The 26,550-nt window shown below is 44.1% G+C and carries 25 protein-coding genes; 13 read left to right on the top strand and 12 right to left on the bottom strand.

The annotated features are described in order from the left end of the window. Window positions 1-276: 276 nt before the first annotated feature. Window positions 277-705, bottom strand: coding sequence for an OsmC family protein (locus EWM62_RS02150; RefSeq protein ID WP_129874987.1), 429 nt, complete (start codon window positions 703-705; stop codon window positions 277-279). Between the two features lie 106 nt (window positions 706-811). Here EWM62_RS02150 and EWM62_RS02145 point away from each other — a divergent pair, with 106 nt between their 5' ends. Further along, window positions 812-1,288: a hypothetical protein gene (locus EWM62_RS02145; RefSeq protein WP_129874986.1), complete on the top strand. Its 477-nt coding sequence runs from the start codon at window positions 812-814 to the stop codon at window positions 1,286-1,288. On the opposite strand, the gene EWM62_RS02140 is transcribed toward EWM62_RS02145, so the two are convergent. Further along, window positions 1,272-1,715 (bottom strand): DinB family protein, encoded by a 444-nt coding sequence (locus tag EWM62_RS02140; RefSeq protein ID WP_129874985.1) that lies wholly within the window; start codon window positions 1,713-1,715, stop codon window positions 1,272-1,274. The genes EWM62_RS02145 and EWM62_RS02140 overlap by 17 nt on opposite strands. Before the next feature lie 85 nt (window positions 1,716-1,800). On the opposite strand from EWM62_RS02140, the gene EWM62_RS02135 reads away from it, so the two are divergent. From EWM62_RS02135 to EWM62_RS02115, 5 genes are all read left to right on the top strand, one after another. Next, entirely contained in the window at window positions 1,801-3,039 is a 1,239-nt protein-coding gene (locus tag EWM62_RS02135) for a nucleoside recognition domain-containing protein (RefSeq protein WP_129874984.1), read from the top strand. 177 nt (window positions 3,040-3,216) lie between these two features. Continuing rightward, the gene (locus tag EWM62_RS02130; protein WP_129874983.1) at window positions 3,217-7,356 is read left to right on the top strand and encodes a PKD domain-containing protein; all 4,140 of its coding nucleotides are present in this window, start codon (window positions 3,217-3,219) and stop codon (window positions 7,354-7,356) included. 4 nt (window positions 7,357-7,360) lie between these two features. Next, window positions 7,361-8,395, top strand: a complete 1,035-nt coding sequence (locus EWM62_RS02125; protein WP_129874982.1) for a PorP/SprF family type IX secretion system membrane protein — start codon at window positions 7,361-7,363, stop codon at window positions 8,393-8,395. Window positions 8,396-8,428: 33 nt separating this feature from the next. After that, the gene (locus EWM62_RS02120) at window positions 8,429-8,836 is read left to right on the top strand and encodes a hypothetical protein (protein WP_129874981.1); all 408 of its coding nucleotides are present in this window, start codon (window positions 8,429-8,431) and stop codon (window positions 8,834-8,836) included. Between the two features lie 21 nt (window positions 8,837-8,857). Continuing rightward, window positions 8,858-9,271, top strand: a complete 414-nt coding sequence (locus EWM62_RS02115) for an OsmC family protein (protein WP_129874980.1) — start codon at window positions 8,858-8,860, stop codon at window positions 9,269-9,271. A 3-nt stretch (window positions 9,272-9,274) separates the two neighbouring features. Here EWM62_RS02115 and EWM62_RS02110 read toward each other — a convergent pair whose 3' ends face one another. The 4 genes from EWM62_RS02110 to purB all read right to left on the bottom strand — a co-directional run bounded on the left by EWM62_RS02110 (window position 9,275) and on the right by purB (window position 12,979). Beyond that, on the bottom strand, window positions 9,275-9,892 hold the full coding sequence (locus EWM62_RS02110; RefSeq protein ID WP_129874979.1) for a TetR/AcrR family transcriptional regulator: 618 nt from the start codon (window positions 9,890-9,892) through the stop codon (window positions 9,275-9,277). Window positions 9,893-9,996: 104 nt separating this feature from the next. Beyond that, window positions 9,997-10,482: a DUF4126 family protein gene (locus tag EWM62_RS02105; RefSeq protein WP_129874978.1), complete on the bottom strand. Its 486-nt coding sequence runs from the start codon at window positions 10,480-10,482 to the stop codon at window positions 9,997-9,999. 483 nt (window positions 10,483-10,965) lie between these two features. Next, a complete protein-coding gene (locus tag EWM62_RS02100; protein ID WP_129874977.1) occupies window positions 10,966-11,517 on the bottom strand; it encodes a NifU family protein in 552 nt (183 codons plus the stop codon). Between the two features lie 118 nt (window positions 11,518-11,635). Then, entirely contained in the window at window positions 11,636-12,979 is a 1,344-nt protein-coding gene (gene purB / locus EWM62_RS02095; protein ID WP_129874976.1) for an adenylosuccinate lyase, read from the bottom strand. Window positions 12,980-13,085: 106 nt separating this feature from the next. Here purB and EWM62_RS02090 point away from each other — a divergent pair, with 106 nt between their 5' ends. The 4 genes from EWM62_RS02090 to EWM62_RS02075 all read left to right on the top strand — a co-directional run bounded on the left by EWM62_RS02090 (window position 13,086) and on the right by EWM62_RS02075 (window position 19,758). Further along, window positions 13,086-13,712, top strand: coding sequence for a TetR/AcrR family transcriptional regulator (locus EWM62_RS02090; protein WP_129874975.1), 627 nt, complete (start codon window positions 13,086-13,088; stop codon window positions 13,710-13,712). 104 nt (window positions 13,713-13,816) lie between these two features. Continuing rightward, window positions 13,817-15,163 carry a TolC family protein gene (locus EWM62_RS02085; RefSeq protein WP_129874974.1) on the top strand — a complete coding sequence of 449 codons (1,347 nt, stop codon included), beginning with the start codon at window positions 13,817-13,819 and terminating at the stop codon, window positions 15,161-15,163. Between the two features lie 31 nt (window positions 15,164-15,194). Next, window positions 15,195-16,286 carry an efflux RND transporter periplasmic adaptor subunit gene (locus EWM62_RS02080; protein ID WP_129874973.1) on the top strand — a complete coding sequence of 364 codons (1,092 nt, stop codon included), beginning with the start codon at window positions 15,195-15,197 and terminating at the stop codon, window positions 16,284-16,286. A 37-nt stretch (window positions 16,287-16,323) separates the two neighbouring features. Beyond that, window positions 16,324-19,758 carry an efflux RND transporter permease subunit gene (locus tag EWM62_RS02075; RefSeq protein ID WP_129874972.1) on the top strand — a complete coding sequence of 1,145 codons (3,435 nt, stop codon included), beginning with the start codon at window positions 16,324-16,326 and terminating at the stop codon, window positions 19,756-19,758. A gap of 67 nt (window positions 19,759-19,825) precedes the next feature. Here the strand turns inward: EWM62_RS02075 and EWM62_RS02070 are convergent, their stop codons facing one another. The 5 genes from EWM62_RS02070 to EWM62_RS02050 all read right to left on the bottom strand — a co-directional run bounded on the left by EWM62_RS02070 (window position 19,826) and on the right by EWM62_RS02050 (window position 24,683). After that, entirely contained in the window at window positions 19,826-20,362 is a 537-nt protein-coding gene (locus EWM62_RS02070) for a hypothetical protein (protein ID WP_203234961.1), read from the bottom strand. 129 nt (window positions 20,363-20,491) lie between these two features. After that, a complete protein-coding gene (locus EWM62_RS02065) occupies window positions 20,492-21,298 on the bottom strand; it encodes an inositol monophosphatase family protein (RefSeq protein ID WP_129874971.1) in 807 nt (268 codons plus the stop codon). A gap of 115 nt (window positions 21,299-21,413) precedes the next feature. After that, window positions 21,414-22,592: a prolipoprotein diacylglyceryl transferase gene (locus EWM62_RS02060; RefSeq protein WP_129874970.1), complete on the bottom strand. Its 1,179-nt coding sequence runs from the start codon at window positions 22,590-22,592 to the stop codon at window positions 21,414-21,416. 143 nt (window positions 22,593-22,735) lie between these two features. After that, on the bottom strand, window positions 22,736-24,055 hold the full coding sequence (mtaB, locus tag EWM62_RS02055) for a tRNA (N(6)-L-threonylcarbamoyladenosine(37)-C(2))-methylthiotransferase MtaB (RefSeq protein ID WP_129874969.1): 1,320 nt from the start codon (window positions 24,053-24,055) through the stop codon (window positions 22,736-22,738). A 136-nt stretch (window positions 24,056-24,191) separates the two neighbouring features. Further along, window positions 24,192-24,683, bottom strand: a complete 492-nt coding sequence (locus EWM62_RS02050) for a DUF6265 family protein (protein ID WP_129874968.1) — start codon at window positions 24,681-24,683, stop codon at window positions 24,192-24,194. A gap of 160 nt (window positions 24,684-24,843) precedes the next feature. Between EWM62_RS02050 and EWM62_RS02045 the strand changes: the two genes are divergently transcribed. The 3 genes from EWM62_RS02045 to EWM62_RS02035 are packed head-to-tail and all read left to right on the top strand — an operon-like array spanning window position 24,844 to window position 26,268. Further along, window positions 24,844-25,776 (top strand): IS1595 family transposase, encoded by a 933-nt coding sequence (locus tag EWM62_RS02045; RefSeq protein ID WP_129874967.1) that lies wholly within the window; start codon window positions 24,844-24,846, stop codon window positions 25,774-25,776. Then, a complete protein-coding gene (locus EWM62_RS02040) occupies window positions 25,773-25,976 on the top strand; it encodes a hypothetical protein (protein ID WP_129874966.1) in 204 nt (67 codons plus the stop codon). The genes EWM62_RS02045 and EWM62_RS02040 overlap by 4 nt, the downstream gene beginning before the upstream one ends. A gap of 4 nt (window positions 25,977-25,980) precedes the next feature. Continuing rightward, window positions 25,981-26,268 (top strand): hypothetical protein, encoded by a 288-nt coding sequence (locus EWM62_RS02035; protein WP_129874965.1) that lies wholly within the window; start codon window positions 25,981-25,983, stop codon window positions 26,266-26,268. On the opposite strand, the gene EWM62_RS02030 is transcribed toward EWM62_RS02035, so the two are convergent. Continuing rightward, window positions 26,233-26,547, bottom strand: a complete 315-nt coding sequence (locus EWM62_RS02030) for a hypothetical protein (protein WP_129874964.1) — start codon at window positions 26,545-26,547, stop codon at window positions 26,233-26,235. The genes EWM62_RS02035 and EWM62_RS02030 overlap by 36 nt on opposite strands. Between the last annotated feature and the right edge of the window lie 3 nt (window positions 26,548-26,550).

The following is a 26,550-nucleotide window of genomic DNA, read 5'->3' as shown; positions in this document are numbered from 1 at the left end:
GGATAGCGCGACTACCCCCACAAGGCAACATTAATGCCAGTAACGGTATTTACACAATTGGTTAGTAGCCTAAAACACGGGGTGATTTTGTAACGCGCAGATAATACACTATGCTATAGCAGATTAGCCTGAATTGCTGACCTGATAAATAAATTAGTCAATTATATTGACTACTGAATGAATAGGATTTATCACTGTGACCCCAAAAAAGTACAATACAGGTTTATTTAAGCCATAATGATAAGCGCTGTATTCGGGTAAGAAATGGAGAAAATTTTATCCGGCAGGATGAATGATCACTTTCCATTGTATATCAGCATCGGCTTTATAGAGCGTAGCTGCTACAGAACAGTATTTACTTAATGATAATTCAACGGCTTTTTTGGCTTTATCCTCGTCAACTGTGCCATATAAATGAAACTCCAGCGTGATGTCTTTCCATAACGATGGTTCCTTACCGGCTTCGCGCTCGCCCGCTATCACCATTTTATAATCAACTACATCCTGGCGTTGTTTTTTTAGTATCGCTATAACATCAATGGCCGAGCATCCGCCCAAACCCATTAAAAGCATTTGCATAGGGCGTACGCCAAAGTTGTGGCCGCCGCTTTCGGTGCTGCTGTCCATACGTACGGTGTGGCCAAACTCGTCGGTGGCTTCAAAGCCGTAGTCGCCGCTAACTCTTGATAATTTTATAGTAGCCATAGTAAATGTAATTATTATGCTAAGTTATGATTTTGCCATAATAATAAGATACCAAAACCATATATTGACCGTAATTAAACAGATGGCCCGCTTATGGCCGACAGCTATGAAACATTTATTATTAACCGCCCTCCTTTTCTGTTTTGCATCAACAGGTTTTGCGCAAACAAATTTAATATCGTACGATGACCTGAGCTATTTGCTGCATAATAACATTAATAAAGCCGATACCTTTTTTACTGCCAAAGGGCACACGCTTGTTAAAAAGGATGAAAAAAAGAATTTAAGAAATTACAGTTTGAAAATACCGGGCGGCACTTATGTAAATACCAATGTGCGTGTTGACGGCAGGCGCATGTATGTGGAGATGGAAACAAACGAACTGGCCCAGTATAACATGATATATAACTCCATATCGCAATACTTAGATAAGGAAAGCGCCACGCCCGATGTGCAAACCTTTACCGTTAAAGACCTTGGCGTAATATATGTTATGGTGAACGATGCCGTGCCCTATAACCCCATCCGCAGGGAATATACTATACGCATAGTGGCCAATAAAGGCATTACGGCTTATAACTAAGCTGCCTTAAATGGTGCTGCATGTGCGTTATATAATCTTCAGCTAAAAACTCAACGGTATTAAAGGATGGCTCATCGCGGCCATTATCGCATTTTACCTGTGCGCGGTTGGCCGGGTAATTTGCCAGTACACGTACAATTTGCCGGTTAACCAGTTCCCAAAGCTTTACTAATGCTGTAACATCCGTATCGCGGTAATGCTGCGCCTGCACCCACTCCTCCTGGTAATAGATCAGCTTAAACCCTTCCTCGTAAGTGCAGCGCACAAAACGCTGCAGGTTAATATGCGCGCTGTCAATTAAGTGGCCTATGATCTCCCTGTTTGTCCACTTACCCGGTGCAACCTGGTTATCCCAGTTAACGGCAGGTGCCTGCTCCCTTAAAAAACTATCTATAGCGGCCTGTAAGTTATAAGCGGTTTCTTTCATCGCGAAGCAAGTAATTGATTTTTAAATATGCTTAATCGTGGTAAATTATTCAAAAAAAATTATCTTCATGGCCTGAATCATAATTATGGCCTTAAACTACATCTGGATAGCATTTTTCCTCATCGCGTTTGTAATAGCATTTTGCAAGCTGGTATTTTTAGGCGATGTAGATGCTTTTAAGCTGTTGGTAGATGGCATGTTCGCGAGTTCCACCTCATCGGTAATGGATATCGCGCTGCCTTTGGCGGGTAATATGGTATTATGGCTGGGTATATTAAACATTGGCGAACGTGCCGGCGCTATGAACGTTCTGTCGCGTATAGTGGGGCCATTCCTTAGCCGCCTTTTCCCCGAAGTACCAAAAAAACACCCGGCTACCGGGCAAATGATGATGAACTTTTCGGCCAATTTATTAGGCCTGGATAACGCCGCTACCCCACTGGGCTTAAAAGCTATGGACAGCCTGCAACAATTAAACCCCAATAAAGAAACCGCCTCGAACGCGCAGATCATGTTTTTGGTACTGCATACATCGGGTTTGCAACTGTTACCGGTAACCATTATAGCACAGCGTTTTATATTACATGCCAAAGACCCTGCCGACGTTTTAATACCCTGTATCATAGCTACCTATGTAGCAACGGTTGTAGGGATGATAGCGGTGGCCATTAAACAAAAAATCAACCTTTTTGATAGGGTGATACTCACCTGGCTTGGCGGGATGACGGCATTTATACTGGCCCTGGTTTGGTATTTTACGCAATACCTGGATAAAGAACAAATAACCATCGTATCTAAAGTAGCAAGCAACATGCTCATCTTTTTGATACCCACGGTATTTATTTTAGGCGCTTTATACAAAAAGGTAAACGTTTTTGAGAGTTTTATCGATGGCGCTAAAAGCGGCTTTGAGGTATCTGTAAAAATAATACCCTACCTGGTGGCCATGCTGGTAGCCATAAGCGTTTTCCGTACCAGCGGGGCTTTAGATTACCTTAACGGCGGCGTGCGCTGGGCGGCCACGCAGCTACACATGGATAACCGTTTTGTTGATGCCATGCCGGTTGCCTATATGAAACCATTGAGCGGATCGGGATCAAAGGCGATGATGATAAGCACCATGACAACCTATGGCCCTGATAGTTTCGCGGGCAGGCTTGGATCGGTATTTAATGGTTCTGCCGACACCACGTTTTACATAGTGGCCCTGTATTTTGGCTCGGTTGGGATAAAAAAATCAAGGTATGCTATTCCGGCCGGGCTGCTTGCCGATTTTGCAGGCGTAATAACGGCCATTTTGATATCGTATTTATTTTTTGGTTAGCAACATCCCGGAGGCCCCCCTTTTCTCCGGGTATTTATAATATCTGCTGTAACAAGGCAGGTTTTATTCCGTATAAAGAAAATATAAACCCATGGTTTATGTGTACGGGTTTATTTGGTGTGTAACATTTTTGTTATTTTCGCTCTGCTTTATGAAACTGATATTGAACAGTGATTGATGGGTAAAACTTTTACTAAGGGTTTATTTCTTGCGCTTTTCTCATTATTTGTAATAGCAACAGCTTCGGCGCAAACTATTACACTCGGCGCTATCGACCCCGGGCCATACGGGCAGGGGTCTACTATTGCCGTGCCTTTTAATGTAAACATTACTGCTGGCTGTATAAACACCAATAATACATTCAGGCTGTTTTTATCAGATGCATCCGGCAACTTTGGTACAACGCCGCTGGCCACCTATAACGGGTTTTACGGCACATTTGTTAACGGCACCATCCCATCGGGCACACCTGCCGGTACGGGTTACCGGGTTAAAATCGTATCTACATCACCGTCGGTAACCAGTAATATTTCTGCTCCGTTTACTATTGGCAGCGGTTCGGGGGTAATAGCTGGTGTAGCTTCACAATCTATCAGCCCGGCAAACCCGGATGTTTTTGGTTCGTGCGGTGGCCCCAGCAGTTCGGCATATTCATTTTCAGCTACATCTACAACAGGCGCAAGCACAACAGCCAGTTTTTTTAACGAAATAGCGCAGGCCACCGAAGGGGCACCACGCGCGGTACCCGGAAGCTTTAGCGCTAACCCCGCCAATTATACCATTACCGTAAGGGCTGTAGCAGGAGGTGTTGTTGGCACAAAGGCTTATACGCTGATAAATAACAAAGTATTTGCAACTATAAACAACGCCAGCAACAATACCCCCTGCGCCAATGGCGACCCGGCCGTTTTCCCCCTCACTATTCAGGATGCTGATAACAATGGCTTTAAATTTAACTACCCCGGCCTTACCTACAGGGTTACCTGGGGCGACGGCACTTCAAATACTTACAGGTACTGCGATTTTATAACCCAGGCAAACTCCATCAGCCATGCTTTTACCAGGTCATCATGCGGTAACAACGTAGGTGCCAATAAAAATGTGTTCAGGGTAGAGCTTACACCGGTGAACGATTATTGCAATAGTTCGGTGCTCCCCGGTGTGGTGTACATCAGGGTGGTTACGCCAGCACGCACAGATTTTACACACCCTGTAGCCGCCTGTTTAAACAGCGAGGTAGTATTCACCAACGTATCTGACCCCGGCCAGGACCCCGACAATACCGCTGCCGACTGTAGAAACCTTGATGCCCGTTACACCTGGTTTGTTGACGGCGTACCAATTATACCCGGACGGACCGTTTCGCAGCCCTTCAGGTACACCTTTACCAGTACCGGCACGCATATCGTTAAATTAGTGCTGCAAAACGGTAATGGCAGCTGCGGTGTGCTGGAAAGGGAATACCCAATATGTATACAGGAACCACCACGCCCCGACTACAACGTGCCGGTGACCGCCGGTTGTGTACCCTTAAGCGTTACCCCCAACAATACATCGGTAATTGATAATGATTGCAATAACACCAACTCGTTTAGGTGGGTGGTTACCGGCCCTTCGCCTGTAAAATACCAGGGGGGCACAAACGCCGCCAGCGAAACCCCGCAGTTTTTATTTGACCAGCCGGGTGTATATACCATTAAACTCGCCGTTAGAACAGCAAGCTGCGGTACCGATACTGCAGCCAGGGTTGAAACCATTGTTGTTGATGGCCCGCCGGTTGCTGTACTATCGCCCGACAGGCAGATTTGCGGCATAAACCAAACTTTTACATTTAACGGCGATCCGGGCCCTACCCAATCCACCGTAAGCGGCAGCGCGCGCGAACTACCCGGAAATTATACCTGGACAGTTACCGGCGGCGCTTTTCAATTTACCGGCGGCACAACTGCCAATTCAAGGTATCCGCAAATATTATTTACAGATGCGGCTGCTTATACCATAAATGTTGTAACTACAAGCGCCTGCGGGGCGCCTGCATCAGATTCGCAGGTGATAACCTTCCAGAACGCGCCGGTTGTTGATGCAGGTACAAGCCCGCCAATATGCCAGGGCAGCACGGTGAACTTACAAGGCACCGTTACTAACGGCACCGTTGATAATGTGCTGTGGAGCGGCGGCGGCGGTACATTTAGCAATGCAACCAGCCTTACCACAACCTATACCCCTACCGCTGCAGAATATGCGGCAGGTTCGGTTACGTTAACACTTACAGGCTATACCAGCCTTGGCCCGCCATGTAACCAGATCCCTGATAATATTACCATTACTTTTCAACCGCCTAACGCGGTTACCAGCGCCGACAAGGCCTTTACCTGCTCGGGCGCGGCATTGGGATATAATATAACCGCTTTACAGCCCGGCAGTACCTTTAACTGGACGGTTGACCCGGCAAACACATCGCCATCTATAACGGGTTACCAGCCTACCGGCAGCGGCGCCACCATTGGCGACCAGCTGGTAAACAACGACCCTAATAACAGCGCCATCATCACCTATAATATAACCGCTACAAACGGCACCTGCGTTAGCGATGTTTTTGTGCTTACCGTAAGCGTTTCGCCAACACAGCCGGTTGCTAACTTTACAAAAAGCGCTGCCGAAGGATGCGGTAATACCAACATACAGTTCACCAATATATCGGCACCAACCGAAGGCAGTACATACTCATGGGATTTTGGGGATGGAGGGCCTAAAGGAGTTGATGCAAATCCCTTACACTTATTTATGCCCAACGCCGATGGCAGCGATGCTATATACAATGTTATACTTACACTTACAAGTTCCTGCGGTACAGCAATATCTTTACCGCAAACTATAATTATAAGGCCGGTTGTGCCTATTGCCAATATTGATCCTCCGACCCTTACAGGATGTACACCGGTTACTCTTACAGTTAAGAACACTTCCCCGGGGACACACATTAGCTATACATTCTTTTTATATAAGTATACCAATATATCCAAAACAGATAGCTTGCCGGTACAAAGCATTACGGTTACTTCTAAAGACCCTGTAAACTTCGATCCGATATCTGAAGCTGGTAATTACACTACTTTTATGCGTTTAAAGGGCTACTGTAACGATGCCGAATCTGTACATATCCCCATACAGATAGATGAGCGTTTTTTTAATGCATCTATATTTCCAACCGGGCCCACAGAAGGTTGTGATGGATCATTTGAAGCGAAAATATTTAATAACTCGAGCCAGGGGCCTGGGTACAGGTATTTCTACACTATAAAAAATACAAGCAATAATCAACCAGATACAAAAATTGGCCAGCCAGGTGCATTTAGTTATACTTTCCCGGAACCGGGTATCTATTATATTACACTTGATGTTACTAATGCGTGCGGTAAAGTAACATCCGATACGTTACAATATATCGTTCATGGTAAACCGGCACCAAACTTTACTGTGGCAGGTGGGGCTGCCTTATGCCGCGAAAGTACGGTTACATTCACTAATACCACCCCGCCGGATGCTACCACCCAGGCCTCGAATATGGCTTACGTTTGGGATTTTGGTGACGGCAGTCCAACTTTTTCAGGTTACACACCGCCACCGCACAAATACGCAGGGCGCTTAACTCCTTACACAGTTACGTTAACCGCAACTATCCCCGCTACGGGCTGTACAAACACTGCAGTTAAAACAGATATCATAACGGTTACCCCGCCACCCGGTACTTATTTTACCGTAAGGCCCGATACTATAGTAAACCTGCCCAACTATCATTTCGAATTTATCGACCAAACAACGGGCAACCCCAATACCTGGGAATGGAATTTTGGCGATGGCATTACATCGGGCAGCCAAAACACAAACCATACCTATGCCGATACCGGGGAATACGTGGTTACCTTAAAAGTAACGGATGTAAGGGGCTGCGACAGTACCTTTAAACAAAAGGTAAAAATTACAGGCACTCCCGGTCAGCTTTTTGTACCCAACGCGTTTCAGCCACAAGGTAAAACTACCGAACTGAAAACTTTTATAGCAAAAGGATCGGGCATTGCCAGGTGGCGCTTACAGGTTTATAACAACTGGGGCCAGCTGCTTTGGCAAACTACCGCGCTAAGCAGCAAAGGCGAACCAACGGAAGGCTGGGATGGCACCTTCAAAGGTGTTGCCGCGCCGCAGGGCACCTATATCTGGCAGGCATCGGCAGTGTTTATTAATGGCTCGGAGTGGAAAGGGATGTCGTACAATGGCTCGCTGCCCAAACGCAGCGGGTATATACATTTGATAAGATAGGCAGATGAGGGGATTGGCAAAATATTACATATTACTACTTGCTGCGCTCGGCTTATCAAGCGCCTCGGCACAGGACCATATGTACTCGCAATTTTTTAATTCGCCGGTTTACCTAAACCCCGCATTGAACGGGCAATTTAAAGGCGACCTGCGGATGAACCTGATCTACCGTAACCAGTACACCTCCATACCCGGCGGCCTATCATACATTACCGCGTCTATCGATTATAATGTACCGCAGTTTGGCGGCGGCATTGGTATGATATTTACCCGCAGCGCCGAGGGTGTTGGATATTTAAATAAAAACAACATAGCGGGTATATATTCGTACAGCGTTGGGTCCGAAGATTACGTGCTATCGTTTGGCCTGCAGGCCGGGGTAACTAACCGCTCGGTTGATTATAGTAAACTCACCTTCGGCGATCAGTTAGATCCGCGTTTAGGTTATATCCCCGGTTCGGTAACCGGTGCAGATAAGCCCGACTTTAACAACAAGTTCTTTTTTGATTCGGGCGCGGGTATTAACCTTACGCTTAAAAACTTTAATATTGGCGGCGCCGCGCAACATTTAAACCGCCCCAACGAGTCGTTTACCGGCGCGCCGGCCATATTACCCATAAGGGCAACAGTACACGCCAGTTTCAGGTACAACCTTACCCGCGATGATAATATAGATGATGAGGACAGATCGTACATCATCCCATCGGTAGTGTTTTATAAACAGGCGCAGGCGCAATCTGTAAGCGCGGGCATGCAATATAAAAGGCGCAGTATTAATGCAGGCGTATGGTACCGCAGCAGCGGGTCCGGCGGGCCGGGCGCCTTAGTAGTGTCGCTAATTTTCGACCTGTTTATAAACAAAGAAGGCGGTGAAAAAATACGGCTCGGCGTAAGCCACGATGTACCCGCCGGTGGTTTAAATTACAGCAACACCAGCGGCACTACCGAAGGCAGCATTGGTTACGAAACCACCCTGCCGTCGCGATCTGGCGGCGAGCATAAATTTTTTGGCGCGAGCCGTTGTTATGATTTTTATTAATTTACCTACTTTTACAAATTCTGATATATTTATATGGCTAAAGATTACTTAAAGGAGAAAGTAGTTAAAAAAAAATCCGCATCTACGGCCGGCTGGCTGCTGGTAATTTTAGGTTTGATATTTGCCATACTGCTGGGGAAATTCGCTTTATCGGGTTCGGTAAATATGTTTACCGGGCTGCCCGATAGCGACGCGGCATACACCGTTGCCAAACAGTTTATTATACCAACCACGCTTTCAAAAAACATCAAGTTTTCAGATTCGGAGTATAAATTCGCCAAAAAATCAGATTCGGTATATGTGATCAAATCGTTTTATACCGCTAAAGATGATGTTGGCGAAACTTCAACAACTCAATTTACCATTACTTTAAAATACAATGGTGGTGCCGGTGCAAAAACATCAAACTGGACGCTGATCAACTTAGACCAGGATAACTGATCCTATCCTTATTAACTGTTTATGGAAACCGAAAACGAATTTGTTGTTAGCGCGTCCGCGCGTATTGCGCATACCCAATACCAAACCATTGTAACCAGCGATAACCACACCCTGATAGCCGACGAACCTGCCGATATTGGCGGCACCGATACCGGCATGTCGCCCTATAACCTGTTGCTGGCAAGTTTGGCAAGCTGTACAGCCATTACCCTGCGCATGTACATCAACCGCAAGATGTGGATAGTTGACGAAATAAGCGTAAACCTGCAACTGTTTAAAAACCAGAACGGCATATTAATTGAAAGTAAGCTTGCGTTTAAAGGCGAGGTAACTGCCGAACAGCGCAAACGGTTAATAACCATTGCCGATGCCTGCCCTATTCACAAAATACTGGTAGGCAACATTGTTATTAATACAAGTTTGCAGGAAATTTAACTGTTATTTAAGCCCTTTAACAAATATATCAATAAGCAGCAGGCGCTTGTTATGGATCTCGTCGAGGTGCTCTTTATGCGGAAAATTGAGTTTTTTATGAGGAACCGAGCCACCTACCTTTATGCCATGAAGTGCATCTAAAAACACCTCTACAATTTCTACCGGGTTGGTAACGGCCTGTATACTGCCTTTATCAACTTCCGACTGGATGGCATTGGCTAACAACTTGATCTCGGCATTGCGAATGTGGCCTACGGTTTCCCATATGGTATCGGGCAGGTTTTGCTCGTTCAGCCTGAAAAAATCAAAAAAGTTGTAATTATTTACAATAAAATCGTGGTGGGTATTCACCTGGAACAGGAACGCTTCGCGCAGGTTGGTAAAGTGGCCAAACTTATCTTCCAGTTGTTTAAGGTAATCGCTGGCCAGCTTACGCATTACGGCCATATACAGTTCGCTTTTATCAGGAAAGTAATAATATAGCAGGGCTTTCGACATAGATAGGTCGCCTGCTATTTCGTTCATGGTGGTTTTTGAGTAACCGTAATGAAGAAAGCGTTGGTGCGATGCCTCTAAAATTTTCTCGCGTTTAATATCCTGCTGATCGTTCGTTGCGTTCATTATTATAAGTAACGGATTGTTAGTCCTGACTTTTTTAACAAAACTATCAAATTTCCAGTCAATAATTTATAGTCAGCCTAAAAGATGATTTTAAAATGTAAAAACTACAGGTCTTTAGCCAATGCTGTGGCCGCGCTTATAACAATTACGTCTTCTATAGCGCCAATTACCGGGTCGGGTATCCCTGTTTTTTTGCCAAGGCCAATCCGCAAAAACATACAGCCAAACGCCGAAGCGATAGCAGCCGTCCCTCCTATTAATCCGCCTATAATTGGTTTCTTGTTATCGGCTTTATAAACGGTTGCACCACATAATGCACCTGCTGCAAAGCGGCCTATTAACCCGCCCGCATTGGTGCGCTTTGGCGCGAAAGGCAGCTTATCGCCAACTAGTTCGCCGGCGGCTAATACTTTAAATACTTTTGAGGTGCCAATGGTTTGGATAAACTGAAAGGGAGATTTTTTTAAGCTCCTTTCCGGATGCCTGCTGTAAACATGGCTGATAACCGCGGGCGCCGAAAACGTGCGCATCCCGGCAATAATACCGAGCCCTGCTGCCTGCCTGAAGGCGTGTGTTAATTTAAGTTCCATAACGCGTATGATTTACTGTGCTGTAAGTACAATAACCATTCCTAAAATCCGGCCATGCCTAAAGTGTAAACCATATCCGGTATTAACAACCAAAAGTAAACCTATTCCAGGACGGATCAGGATTTGATTAGCCCGGTAAATCCCTAATCGTCAATCTTAAACGGCACACCCACCAACAAAGCAAATCCGAAATCGTACATCGTAAATCCGAAATCAGAGGGTGTCCCATTCCGTCCCATTCAGAAACAAGTGGGACACCCCGCGAAAAAATCATAAAATATTTATTTACAGGCATTTAACATTAAAATTATGAAGTATTAGTTGAGGTAAAATGCATTTTTTGTAAATTATAAATAATTGATTGCCAATAATTTATGCAAGTGTCCCGCGGTGTATAATATTTAGTGGGACACCCCTGTTCACGGCATAAAAAAACCGGCCTGGATCGCTCCGGCCGGTTTAATATCTATCGGTAAAATCCTGTTATAATGCTTCCGAAACTACCTCGGTAACTTCCGGAACCATGCGTTTTAGCAGGTTCTCGATACCCGATTTAAGGGTAACCGTTGATGACGGGCAACCACTGCACGAACCGCGAAGCTCTACAGTAACCACACCCGCATCAAACGAGCGGTAAGTAATAGCGCCGCCATCCTGCTCAACAGCCGGGCGTACGTAGTCGTTCAATATCTGCTGGATCTTTATCTCGGTTTCGGTGCCTTCAAAGGCAACATCGGTTTCCTGCTCAACGGTTTGCACCTTCAGTTCGCTTTCCACAGCGCCTTTCACAAATTCTTTCAGTATCGGCAAAATGTCTTCCCATTCGCTGCCTTCGGTTTTGGTAACCGTAACAAAGTTACTCGCGAAAAACACCCCGTTAACAAACGAGAATTTGTACAATTCCTTCGCAAAAGGCGAATTTTCGGCACTTTCCCTGGTGGCATAATCCACGCTGCCGTTTATAAGCAGCTTGTTTACAATAAACTTGGTAGTTGCCGGGTTAGGTGTTGCTTCGGTATATACGCTGATATTCATTGGATGTCAAAATTTATATGATAACAAATGTACTCAGGTTTTTGGTTGTTAGGGCCTATTGCATTTAGTTTTACTTGATACTGACAGATTCTATTCCCTCTTCAGGGGGTTAGGGGGCTTAAACTCCCGTATAGTTCTGCGGCGTTATCGCCTTTATCTCATTCTTAACAGCATCGCTTACCTGTAAGCCATCCACAAACCCGGCGATTGTTTGGGCATTAACCTGTGTATTGGTGCGTGTAAGCTCCTTTAATGCTTCATACGGGTTCGGATATGCCTCGCGGCGAAGGATGGTTTGTATCGCCTCGGCAACCACGGGCCAGTTGGCTTCCAGGCTGGCGTTTATGGCGGCCTCGTTCAGCAATAACTTGTTCAACCCCTTTACGGTAGATTTTATGGCGATGAGCGTATGCGCTACCGGCACGCCAATATTACGCAATACGGTAGAGTCGGTTAAATCACGCTGAAGACGTGATATGGGCAGTTTGGCAGCCAGGTGTTCAAATAGCGCGTTGGCTATACCCAGGTTACCCTCGCTGTTCTCAAAATCTATCGGGTTAACCTTATGCGGCATAGCCGATGAACCTATCTCGCCGGCCTTTATCTTTTGCTTAAAAAAGTTCATGGATATGTAAGTCCACATATCGCGGTCAAGGTCGATAAGGATGTTATTTATCCGCTTTAAAGCATCGCATTGTGCCGCGAAATTATCGTAATGCTCTATCTGCGTAGTAAACTGCGAGCGGTGCAAACCCAAAATGTCGTTTATAAAATGGTTCCCAAAGGCTTTCCAGTCAATTTCGGGGTAGGCCACATGATGGGCGTTAAAGTTGCCCGTAGCGCCACCGAATTTAGCAGAATATGGCACAGCTTTTAACAAGGTTAACTGGTTTTCCAGGCGCTCTACAAATACGTTTATCTCTTTACCCAGGCGTGTAGGCGATGCCGGTTGGCCATGGGTATGTGCCAGCATAGGTACAGCATCCCATTCCTTTGCAAAAACTTTAAGCAGATCGACCAGGTTGGTAAACTCCGGCAGGTAAACCTCATCAATAGCAAGCTTAAATGAATAAGGTATGGCTGTGTTATTGATATCCTGCGAAGTTAACCCAAAGTGAATGAACTCTTTATGCTGCTGCAGGCCCAAACCGTCAAACTTTTTCTTCAAAAAATATTCAACCGCTTTAACGTCGTGGTTGGTTGTTTTTTCAATTTCCTTTATCTCGGCAGCATCCTGTTCGCTGAAGTTTTTAAAAATATCGCGTAACTTTTCTGTTATATTTTTATCAAAACCTTGCAGTTGCTTTAAAGGATGCCCGCAAAGGGCTATAAAATATTCCACCTCGATGAATACCCTGTACCTGATCAGGGCGTATTCAGAAAAATAAGCAGCTAAGGCTGCTGTGGTGTTACGGTAACGACCGTCGATTGGGGAGATAGCAGAAAGGGAAGTTAATTCCATGTAGATCAAATTTTCGCAAAGATAACATAAACTATAAATGTCAATGTAAAGTAATTTGAAATGGAAACTTTGAAATCTAAAAATGTTTCCTTAGTTTTGACCCATAATGTCAAACGGTCAAATAGATAGAATAATTCAGGGTGGCGAAGACTTGTTTTTACAGGCAGGTATAAAAAGTGTAACCATGGATGATATAGCCAAACATTTGGGTATGTCAAAAAAAACGATCTATCATTTTTTTAATGATAAAAACGATCTGGTAATGGCGCTGGTGAAGAAAAAACTTGTTGATGACGAGTGTCAGATCAACAGTATCATCCAAAGCTCGGCCAACGTAATCGAGGAAATGATAAACATGATGAAATGCTCGGAGGATATTTTTTCGCGCATCAACCCCATTGTGATACACGACCTGCAAAAGTACCACCCCGAGGCATGGGCCGAGTTTCAAAAGTTTAAGGCCGATGTACTGGTAAAAACTTTGGAGGAATTATTGAGCAAAGGGATACAACAGGGGTTTATACGGCCCGATATCGACGTAAGGATATTAGCTAAAATGCGCGTTAACCAGGTAGAAATGGGCTTTAATGCTTCTATATTCCCGGTATCGCAGTTTAGTACATGGCGGGTACAGTACCAGTTGTTGGAGCATTTTAACTATGGTATTTGTACCATTAAAGGGCACGAACTATTAGATCAATACAAAAATGTACATGCCGAACAAATAAATTAATTAATAATACACAGGTACTGCTGACATACGGTTGTCAATCAAACAAATTGCTTTGTAACCGGTAACACAAAAAACATCAACACCTATCATATAATACGCAATAAATGAAACGAATACTCACCCTACTACTATTACTGGCTGCCGCCCTTCAAGGCTATTCACAAACGCAGCCTGCACCGCAAACCTATAGCTTCACTGTACAGGAAGCTGTAGATTACGCTATTACACACAAAGATTCGGTTGTGAATGCCGGGCTGGATGTTAAAAGCGCCGATTACCGTGTTAAGGAGATCATTGGCCAGGGGTTCCCGCAGATAGATGGTACCGCCTCCTTTCAGGATTATTTAAAAATACCTACCACCTTATTACCGGGTGAGTTTTTTGGCGCCCCCGCCGGAACATTCATCCCTGTAAAGTTTGGGGTTAAGTATCAATCTAACCTGGGTGTTAACGCCAGCCAACTACTGTTTGATCCAAGTTATATAATTGGTTTGCAGGGGCGTAAAACTTATAAAGAACTTTACAGCCGTGCCTATACCAGCACTAAAATTGATGTTACTGCCAGGGTTACCAAAGCTTACTACCAGGTAGTGGTTAGTAACGAGCAAATTAAATTATTGGATGCTAATATAGCCCAGTTAAAGCAGCAGGTAGATCAAACAACAGCGCAAAACAAACAAGGTATTGTCGAAAAAATTGATGTAGACCGGATAGCTGTTCAATACAACAATTTGGTTACCAGCCGCGAGAATACACTGCGTTTACTGGCCCTTAATTATCAATTACTGAAGTTTCAGATAGGGATGCCAATTGAAGATAATTTAACGCTTAAGGACGGTTTAGATAATATTAAGATTGATGAGAATATTATAGAAACCGTTGCCGATACCGCATCATATAAAAACCGCATAGAATACAAGTTTTTTGAAACTAATTTGAAGTTGAGCGAATTTGATTTGAAGCGTATAAAAGCACAGTTTTTACCAACTTTAAAAGCAAATGCGGCCTATACCTTTTCATATCAAAATAATAGTTTTAAAGACCTATATAGCGCCAGTTTCCCCTCAAGCTATATCGGGCTTACTTTAAACGTTCCTATTTTTAGCGGCGGCCAGCGTACCAACCGGGTCAGGCAGTCAGAAATTGCCCTGCAAAAAGGTAAAAATAACTTAATGGGAATGCGTAATGGTTTAAACCTGCAAGCCGAGCAGTCAAAAATAATTTATCAGAACAGCCTGCAATCATTAAACAACCAAAAACGTAACCAGGAGCTGGCCCGCGAAGTATTAAGGGTATCCAAGATCAAATATCAGCAAGGTGTAGGTTCGAGTATTGAAGTTACACAGGCACAAACCGCCCTCGAAGCTGCCGACAATTTATACATACAAAGCCTGTACGATGCCCTTGTAAGCAGGGTTGATCTTGACAGGGCTTTCGGAAAGATCCAATAATCAAACTAAACTCACATACACTCATATAAAAATGAAAAAATTAATATACATACCTGCATTACTGTTACTGGCAGCATGCTCTAACAAACCAAAAGACAAAAAAGCCGAACTTGCCGATCTGCAGAAACAGCAGCAGGAGCTAAACGCCAAGATCACCAAACTGCAAAGCGAAGTAGGTTCTGCCGATTCTGCTAAAGCAATTGAAGTTGGCGTTGCCGAGGTTAAATCCGGCTCGTTTACCAATTATGTGCAGATACAGGGTAAAATTGATGCACAGGATAACGTAACGGCTTACCCGCAATCGATAGGTACTATTACGGCCATATACGTAAAACCTGGCCAGCACGTATCAAAAGGCCAGGTGCTTGTACAATTAGATAACAGTGCGCAAAGGCAAACAATTGCACAAAACGAAGCAACGGTTGCTCTTAACCAAACCCTGTACAACCGCCAGAAAAACCTTTGGGACCAAAAAATTGGTACCGAAGTGCAATACCTTGAGAAAAAAGCAACCCTTGACGCGAGTAAAAAAGCTTTAGCAGCATTACGCGAACAAGCCGCTATGTTCCGTATCGTATCGCCCATAAGCGGTACTATCGACCAAATGGACCTAAAATTGGGCCAGGTTGCACAGCCAGGTACAACAGGCATACGTATTGTAAATGCCGATGTTTTAAAAGTAAAGGCAGATGTACCTGAAAGTTACGCGGGCAGCGTTGGTACGGGTAACGAGGTGCAAATTTTAGTACCCGATGCTAAAGACTCGTTAACCACCAATATAACTTTTGCGGCTAAGGCCATAGACCCTACCTCGCGCAGTTTCGCTATCGAGATCAAATTACCTGCACGCAAATCGCTTCGCCCTAATATGACAGCTATCATCAAAATTGCCGATTACTCAAAGGCTAATGCATTGGTAATACCTGTTAAAGCCATCCAAAAATCAGAAGAAGGCGATTACGTATTTATAAACCAAAATGGTATTGCAAAACGTAAACCTGTTAAAGTTGGCATAACCTATGGTGGCCGCACCGAAATATTATCGGGCGTAAAAGCCGGCGAACAGTTAGTTACCGAAGGCGCTGCCGATATTGAGGATGGCGATAAGGTAATAGTGTTATAGTCTGCTAATTAATTATTAACAACCTTGATCTATATATATGAAAGATCTTAAGAAAGAATTTGGCCCTTCAAGCTGGGCCATTGATAATAAAACTGCCATTTACGTGCTCATATTCATGATCACCGTATTAGGCCTGGTAAGCTATAACAATTTGCCCAAGGAGAATTTCCCGGACATTGAGATACCAAAAATATTTGTTTCCACTACTTTTTTGGGCCAGTCGCCGCAAAACGTAGAGAATTTGGTTACCCGCCAGATAGAGAAAAAATTAAAATCTCTTAAAGGTTTAAAAAAGGTAACATCAAACTCGGTGCAAAACGTATCCATAATCACCGCTGAATTTCAGGCGAATGTGAAGATAAAGGATGCCAAAATAGATGTGCAGGACGCGGTTGATAAAGCCAAACAGGATTTGCCACAAAACGACAATAACTTTAAGGAGCCGGTTGTATCAGACGTTAACATTGCCGATTTGCCTATTCTTTACATCAACATTTCGGGCGATTACGACCTGAAGCGTTTAAAAGAATATGCCGATCTTTTAAAAGACGAGATAGAGAGTTACAAAGAAATATCAAAGGTTGATGAGGTTGGCGCTTTAACGCCCGAGATACAGATAAACGTTGATATGAATAAAATGGCAGCAGCGCAGATAGGCTTTGCCGATATTATCCAGGCTGTTGGCCAGGAAAACATTCTATCATCGGCAGGTACCATTAAAACCGATGGTGTACGCCGTAGTATTGATATTAAGCAGGATTTTAAGAATGCCGATGAGGTTGCAGCTATGGCTATCAGGAACCCCAAAGGCCAGGCGGTTTACCTGCGCGATATTGCCGAAATTAAAGATTCGTTTTTAGAGCAGGAAAGTTACGCGCGGTTAAAAACACCCGAAAACAGCAAGTTTAAAAACGTAATTACCTTAAACGTAAGTAAAAGGGCAGGCGAAAACCTGATAGAGGCATCGGATAAAATAAACGAACTGATAAAGGTTAAACAGAAATCGGTTTTCCCGAAAGGTTTAAATATTACCGTAACCGGCGACCAAAGCGACAAGACCCGTACAACACTTAACGATTTAATAAACACCATAGTTATCGGGTTTATACTGGTAACCGTTATCCTGATGTTTTTTATGGGTACAACCAATGCCATATTTGTGGCATTATCGGTACCGCTATCGTGCTTTATCGCATTTATGGTGATGCCATGGATAGGGTTTACCTTAAACATGATCGTACTGTTCTCGTTCCTGCTTGCCCTGGGTATTGTGGTAGATGATGCTATTGTGGTTATAGAAAATACGCACCGTATTTTTGCAAATGGTAAAGTACCAATTAAAGAAGCCGCTAAAATGGCCGCGGGCGAAGTGTTCCTGCCGGTATTTTCTGGCACCATGACAACACTGGCCCCCTTTGTGCCGTTGGCGTTCTGGAATAGTATTATAGGCGAGTTCATGTTCTTTTTACCTATAACGCTTATCATTACCTTACTGGCATCGTTAGTTGTGGCTTACATCATGAACCCGGTTTTCGCGGTCGACTTTATGGAGCCGCACCACCCTGGCGAGCACGATAATCAAAAATTTGATAAAAAAACAAGGCGTGCCATGATCTATATGGCTGTAGCTGCTGCTATTGGCTATTGGATAAATATCGGCATTGGCAACCTGGTGGTTTTGATAATGGTGTTATACCTTATTAATCATTTCTTCCTGCTAAAGGTGATAGACAGGTTCCAGAACAACGCGTGGCCAAAATTCCAGAACTGGTACGCCAGATGGCTCGAAAAAGCTGTTCAAAGGCCGCTTACCATGTTGTTTGGAACGTTTGGGCTGTTCATCTTATCTATCGTGCTTTTAGTAACCATAGGCAAAACGCCGGAGTTTTTCCCTTCGGGCGACCCTAACTTTGCTTATGTATATGTTACCATGCCAATAGGTACCGACCAAGCTACCACCAACGAAATAACAAAGAAGATCGAGCAGCGTGTAGCAAAGGTTGTGGAACCCGATAAAGATATCGTTTCATCGATTATATCAAACGTTACCAAAGGTGTAACCGACCCACAGGACGAAGACCAGGGCGATTACCAGAACAAGAGTAAAGTAACAGTTGCGTTTGAAGAATTTGGTAAACGTAACGGCAAGGATACTAAGGTTATTTTGGCCAATATACGTAAAGCCGTACAAGGCTTCCCCGGTGTTAAAATAGCTGTGGCGCAAGAAGCCAGCGGCCCGCCGGTACAAAAGGATATCAGTATCGAGATAATTGGCGATAACCTGGATTCGCTGGTAAAAACGGGCAGCCGTTTAAAAACCTACCTGGATAAACAGAACATCGCGGGTATCGAAAATCTTGTTGCTGATGTTCAGAACGATAAACCTGATATCGTATTTGATATTGACCGCGAACGTGCAAACCGCGAAGGCATCAGCACAAAAACCATTAATGATAATTTAGGGGCTGCCATATTTGGTGCAAAAGCCGCAGATTTCAGGAACACCAAAGAGGATGATTACCAGATAAAGGTTAGGGCTATGGAAGAGCAGCGCAGTAATATTGATGAATTGCGCAACTTAAAAATAACCTACCGCGACCTGGCAACCGGCGGTGCCATACGCCAGGTGCCTATATCTGCCTTTACTGATATCCGGTACACCAATACCTTTAGCAATATTAAGCGTAAACAACAGCGCAGGGTATTAACATTAGGCTCAAGCGTTATTAAGCCCTATAACCCTAACGATGTAAACGCCAATATTTTAAGGGCTATAGGTAACTTTAAAAAAGATGATAATATTTCGATAAGGCAAGGTGGCGGACAGGAAGACCAAATGGAGGCTGTAACCTTCCTTGGTGGTGCAATGGCTACATCATTTGGTTTAATATTGATCATCCTGATGATCCAGTTTAACTCGATAGGGAAAACATTGATCATCATCAGCGAGATTTTCCTCAGTATCATCGGGGTATTCCTGGGGGTAAGTATTTTTGGTATGACCATGGCCATTGTAATGACCGGTGTAGGTATCATTGCCCTTGCGGGTGTGGTTGTGCGTAACGGTATATTGCTGGTAGAGTTTACAGATATGCTGATAGAGCAGGGAGTAAACCTGCACGATGCAGTTGTAGAAGCCGGCCATACCCGTATGACCCCGGTATTATTAACCGCTACAGCAGCTATATTAGGCCTAATACCGCTTGCCGTTGGTTTCAATATCGATTTTGTAGGCTTATTTACCCATTTTGAACCGCATATTCACTTTGGTGGCGATAACGTAGCCTTTTGGGGGCCTTTAGCGTGGACGATGATCTTCGGCCTTGGTTTTGCAACCGTTATTACCCTTATACTGGTTCCGTGTATGTACATTATCCGTGTAAACATGAAAAACTATTTCTTTGGTAAAAAGGAACTATCAGGTGTAGAAAAACGCAAACTGGAAGTGGCTGAAGCCGAGGCATCGGTTTAGCATACCCAATTATATTAAAAAGGGCCGCGCAGTTGAACTGCGCGGCCCTTTTGTTTAAACATCCCGGTTATTTAAAGTTGCGTTTAAGCCCTTTTAACGATGCTAATATTTTCTTAACCTTCCGTTCGCGCCTGCTGCCTGCATCAAGGGCATCATACACAAGCCCGGCGGTAATGGCATAAATGCCGTGGTGCAATACATCAATAGCTATTTCCTGCGGCTTTTGTTCGGTTATCGGTTTTGCGGCATCGTGTTTTGGCAGCATAATTAAGGCTGTGCCCCAAACCGCGCCAAAATGCACCAGGGTTGCGGGCAAGCCTTTTAAGCCCGTAAGGCCAATTAAACCGCGGGCAACACCCCAGGCTGTGCCATAGCTCCAGTGCAGTTCCTGCGAGAGTTGCTGCTTGTCTTGCTTGGTGGCCGGTTTAACGCCCGCGGTATCTTCTGCAACTTTCACAGGCGCATCACTGGCTTCGCGTTTGGTTATTTTCATCTCTATCATTTGCGATAGCGTCATGGCAGCCGTGGCGGCTATTCCCGCCAGCAGCCCTTTACCAATAGCGCTGCCCAGGGCGCCAAGTGTATTATCTTCGTGTAGTTTCATAGGTGTTTTAGTTTTATTTACTGCATTAACAAAGCAATTTGCGTATTGATTTGTTTTTTTAACTCAAACTACAATTACCAACAGAACGTTGGCTTGCAAAAACACGTGGTGAGGCGCACGCTATCCTACCTATTTATTGACATTAGCCGTAAAATACTTCCCGATGTACTCCAGCATCTCCCCTGTTATTTTGCCGTTTGTCGCCAGCAGTTCGCGGGATCTCAGCACTTCGGGGCCGCCTTTAAAGTTCACCACTTCGCCACCGGCCTGCTGTACTATAACTATGCCGGCAGCTATATCCCATGGGTTAAGGTTGTATTCGTAAAAAGCTTCGAAACGCCCGGCGGCAGTATAAGCCAGGTCAACCGCGGCCGAGCCAATACGGCGCAGGCCGTGGCAATTGCGCATCAGTTGGGTAAATAGCTTGATATAAGCTTCCTGGTAGCTGAAATCGTAATATGGGAAACCCGTTGCTACCAGGCTATCGGCCAGCTTTGGTGCGTTGCTCACCTTTATTTCCGAGCCATTCAGGTATGCAGGCGCATCTTTATGGGCGTAAAAGCATTCGTCCCGGTTTATTTCGTAAACTACACCTAAAACCAACTCACCTTTATCCTGCAGGGCGATACTCACGGAGTAAGCAGGTAAGCCATGGATAAAATTAGTGGTACCATCCAGCGGGTCGATGATCCAGTTGTAGCGCTCCCCTATTTTAGTGCTTGTCTTTTCTTCGGTAATAAAGCCGGCCTCAGGCAAAATCAGTTCCAGCCCGGCAACTATCTTTTGTTCGGCGGTTTTGTCAACATACGATACCAGGTCATTCAAGCCCTTATACTCTATTTTATCGGCAGCAAAGGTTATACGCTCGTGGCGGATAAACTGCCCGGCTTGTTTAGCAACATCAATTACCTGCCCTATTATTTGATTTAGCTGCATGACTTTGTTGTTGAGTTAATAATAAAGGAGATTAGTCTGGAATCGGAAGTCTCAAGTTATAAGTAATGACAGCATATCCGACTCAGACTTACAACTAAAGGCTTTCGACTTAATATTAATTCGTTAACCCGGTCTTCTTATATCGGTTGGCGCTGTAAAATATTAGCCCGGCACCGCCAAGCACCATAATAACCGAGATCATTTCGGCCTGGGTGAACGAGATGCCTGCAACCACATATTTGGTATTCACGCGGATCAGCTCGATACAAAAACGCTCCACACCGGCCATGATCATGTAAATACCAAACAATATGCCGGGGGCCTTAAACTTGTGGCGCAGCTGCCAAAGCACCAGGAACAACAATACGCATATCACCGATTCGTAAAACGATGTTGGATAAACCGGGAGTTTCAATTCATAACAAAACTTGCCAACGCAGTTTGGTATATGCTGCATTTTGTCGTCATACGGGTTACCATCCACGTTATGCGGAAACTTAAAGCTCCACATCCAGTTGGGCGCCCAACTTAAAAAGCCGGGTTTAGGGTTAAGGTTAGGTATACCCCAGTCGCCGTCGCCGCTCATCTGGCAGCCTACACGGCCAACGCCGTAAGCCAGCATCATACCGGGGCCGCCAATATCCAGCATAGTTAAGGGCTTAATATTGTGCTTACCGGCTATATAAATTACGGCCGCGCCACCGCAAATTAACCCGCCATAAAATGTTAAGCCGCTAAAACCTATAAGCATGCCAACCGGGTCTTTCATGAACTCCCCCCAGTTTTCGAGCGCGTTAAATAGCTTGGCGCCGGCAAAGCCACATATTGCCGCCCATAAAAGTATACTGCCCATCAGTTCGTGCGTATGCACGGTTACACGGCGCTGCTCGGGTTTCGGTAATACCTGTTTCTTGTTCTCGTAGTAGGCCCAATACGCCATCAGGAACGCTACTACAATACCACCCACCCAGCTACCTTTTAGGGATAAAAGAAATTCCTGCGGGTTATCTATCAATTCGCTGTAGTGTAAAAAAGCATTTATTAACTTAAAGCCCAGCACAAATCCAAAAATGGCGTTACCTGCCAGTTCGCCTGTGCTAATAGGCGCGCCAACGGTAACCGTTTTTTCGAATGGGTGGATATACCCTAATTTTTCGCGGCGCTTAAATTCCTGGGTAAAGGCCCAATAAGCCGCCATAAAAGCAATAGCTACAAAAAAACCAAATGTTTGTATAGGTAACGGGATATTGGCACCGGTTAGGTATTCTATCAGCGAGGAAAGGGTTGGAAACATATAAGCGTATACTAATTATAAAATGACGTTTAGCCTGAAGTCGAAAGTCTGAAGTTCCTGGTACAATAAAGTGCAAAATCCCTCTTAAGACTTACGACTAAAGACTTTTGACTTAACCGTAGTGTTTGCTGCGAATATAGTGGTTAATGCACTAATATTTCTTCGCTTTCTGTTATTTCAACATCACCATCCGGCGAAATTACTGTTAAATGAACGGTCTTTATTTCGTTAACCAGTATAGGATCAAATTTGGCTTTTACCTTAACGTAGTTACGGGTAAAACCGTGCATGTAACCGTCTTTAACGTCACCCTCAAATAATACCTCACCGGTTTTGCCTATCTGTGTTTGGTAAAAGGCACGGCGTTTCTTGTCAGATAATATGTGAAGCATCTTGCTCCTGTCGGCACGGGTTGAGCCGGGCACCACGCCGCTCATTTCGGCTGCCGGGGTATTCTCACGTTCCGAATAGGTAAATACATGCAGGTAAGAAACATCCAGGTTATTCAGAAAATTGTAGGTATCCACAAAATCCTCGCGGGTTTCGCCGGGGAAGCCAACAATAACGTCCACACCAATGCAGCAATTGGGCATCAGCTGTTTTATTTTCGCTACTCGATTGGCATACAGTTCTCTTTTATACCTGCGGCGCATTAATCCCAGTATCTTATCTGAACCGGATTGCAGCGGGATATGAAAATGCGGGACAAACCTTTTTGAGGCAGCCACAAAGGCTATTACCTGGTCGTTAAGTAAGTTTGGTTCTATTGATGATATTCTGATTCGTTCGATGCCTTCAACCTCGTCAAGCGCTTGTATCAGGTCGAGGAAACGGTCTTCGCGTTTACCATCGCGGATGCCAAAATCGCCAAGGTTTACCCCTGTCAGTACAATTTCTTTTACGCCGGATGCGGCGATATCATTTGCCTGCGCAACAACATTTTCGATGGTGCCGCTCCTGCTGCTGCCACGGGCAAGCGGGATGGTGCAAAACGTACAGGAGTAATCGCAGCCATCCTGCACCTTCAGGAAGGTACGGGTACGGTCGCCAAAGGAATATGAGGGCACAAACTCGTTAGCGTAGCTAATGGGCTGGTTTAAAACTAAAGCTTTGGGTTTTTTGGTAAGGTCGGTAATATGATCCACCAGCTGAAATTTCTCGGCGGTGCCTAAAACCATATCTACGCCGGGGATCTCGGCTATCTCTGCCGGTTTAAGCTGCGCGTAACAGCCCACAATGGTAACAAAAGCGTTCGGGTTTATCTTCAGCGCTTCTTTTACGATCTTTTTGCACTTTTTGTCGGCATTTTCGGTTACCGAGCAGGTGTTAACCACATACACGTCGGGCGTATCGGTAAAATCAACCGTATCAAAACCCGCGTTAGTAAACAGGCGACCAATGGATGAGGTCTCCGAGTAATTAAGCTTGCAGCCAAGTGTATAAAAAGCGACTTTCTTATTCATTTGCAAGGCGCAAAGATAAGATTTTTAGAGATTAGTTGATTAACGGTTAGAGATTGGTTGTTAATGAGAATGTAAAAACATATGGCAGGCGTAATTAACCTATTTGTTATCCTTCAGTGCGTTCGGGATATATGAATTATTTACTCAACGTATAAGCAAACACTTCTTTGGTCCATTTGCCATCTTTGTCTTTTTCATCCAGAATACAATCCATATTTTGTTCGCTGGTGCGTTTGTAGGTGATAATGACGTTCTTATCGAGTGATTGAAATACAACTTCGTTCTGCCTTATGCTTGTAGCTGGCATCAGGTAAGGCTTATCCTTATCCTCCCACCCTATGCTGCCCTTGTTAAAATGGCGAAGTATCAATACCGGAATGCTGTCCGACTGCTCTATCGCCATAAACTCATAAAACACGACTTTGCCATTTTTAACGCACCTAAAAGTGCTTACGATGTTATCGCCCATAGGCTTGCTCCAGATCTCTTCCATATCGCCCCATTTGTGCTGAAGTGTCCAGTGCCCGGCCATAAACGTAAGGTCTTTTATATCTGCTTTGGTTTGCTGCGCGTATGCGGAGAAAGTTATCGCCGAGATGAACAGGGTGAGTAGTAATGCTTTTTTCATGATGGTTAAATTACAAAAATATAAAAATGTCATTTCGAACGAAGTGAGAAATCTTGGGCAATTATATACAAAGCCAACCAAATATCTTGAAAACTTTTTAGATTCCGATTCGGAATAAAGTCCCTAAACCAATAGTTTAGGGACTTTATAATTTATATCTATGGCTAATACTTCTACTATTTTAGATTTAGTTAAAAAGTTTCCTGATGAAAAGAGCTGTCATCAATATCTTGCGGCTACTCGGTGGGACACAGGTGAAATTACTTGCCCGCATGAAAATTGCGGACATGACCAGTATTACGTCTTTACCGACGGTATCCGCTATAAATGTAAAGAGTGTAACCGATTGTTTACAGCAAAAACTAAGTCCTTTATGGAAGGTAGTAAGCTGGCATCAATAAAGTGGATACTGGCCATGTATCTTATTACTCATAAAAAAGGTATCAGCAGTATTCAACTCGGGAAGGATATTGGTGTAACTCAAAAAACAGCCTGGTTCTTATTACATCGCATCAGAAACGCCTTATGCCACGAGCCTGACAAACAAAATCTGGATGGTGTTGTGGAGATCGATGAAACTTTTGTGGGCGGCAAAAATAAGAACAGACACTATTGTAGGCGTGTAAACTATAAGGAAGTTACTGGCCGTACCTATCCGGACAAAACAACTGTATTTGGAATGTATGAACGTGGTACCGGCCAGGTTCGGGCAATGGTGATAAGCCGAAGGCAGCTTAAAGAGCTGGCCCGTGTAATAACCTACAATATTAAACCGGGCGCAACGCTAATGACAGACGACTGGATAGGATACCGAGGCGTTGATAAAATATACAATCGCCGGGTTATAGATCACGGTAAATGGATATATGCCGATGGCGAAATAACTACCAACCGTATTGAAAATTTCTGGAGCCACTTAAAGCGCGGCCTACATGGTACTTATATCAGAGTAACCCCGAAGCATCTAAATAAATATGTTAATGAATTTGTTTATAGGTTCAATTCTCGTACTTTAGACTCACAACAGCAGATTGACGGAATAATTAAAAGGATGGTCTGCCGTTTAAAGTATAAAGAATTGAAGGCGGCATGAAGGTAAAGCATCAAAAGAAAGAAGTAGATCCACTCAAACCTTGTGTGATCGAAAGTGGCTCTACTGACGAAAAGGGCATTTATGATAATTTATCTAATAAACCCGATCAGAACGCTAACTATGATTCATTGTCGGGCGATAAACTACTTGACGATGCCTTTAGAAAGGCTTTTAGTAAGAAAAATAACGTAGGTAAGTAAGATTATGCCTTTAATATTTAATAACACTTATCAGAAACCAGACATTGCTATATTGGCTAAACATGGTTTTGTATCAACCGATCAGGATGGCGTATATGAAGCTGAATTTAAAAGTGGGTTTGGTGCGATTTTATATTTTGTTGAGGGTATGATTAGCCTGTACGAAGAATACAAAGATGAACGACACGCCCGTGTTATTAAATTACAAATGGAAAATGATAGCGAGTTAGATAAAATTTTGTATCAAACTTTTTATTTACCAACCCATAAACCGAGTGGCAGCATATCCTAAGTCAAGGTCAGTTTGCTTCTTTGCTTCATGAAAACCTTCTTCTTTTCCCTTTTTTGATTGTCGATTAAGAGCATTCTTCACAAGCGATAAGTCTATTTCAAACTGTCTTTTATAGTGATCCACGCTTTTTAAGAATAAGTCATCTTTTTTGCCTGTGAGTTCAATAAAAGCTATTACGCTTTCTATAAATCTTTGTAATTCGCTTAAAGCACCGGACTCTTTATAATCTATTCTTTCTAATGCCTCTGCGAACTGTTCAAAGTTTTCACCGTATTTCATAAA

This window comes from Mucilaginibacter terrigena, assembly GCF_004168255.1.
Lineage (GTDB): Bacteria > Bacteroidota > Bacteroidia > Sphingobacteriales > Sphingobacteriaceae > Mucilaginibacter > Mucilaginibacter terrigena.
Note: the sequence above shows the minus strand (reverse complement) of the source record. Positions and strands in the feature narration are given on the sequence as shown.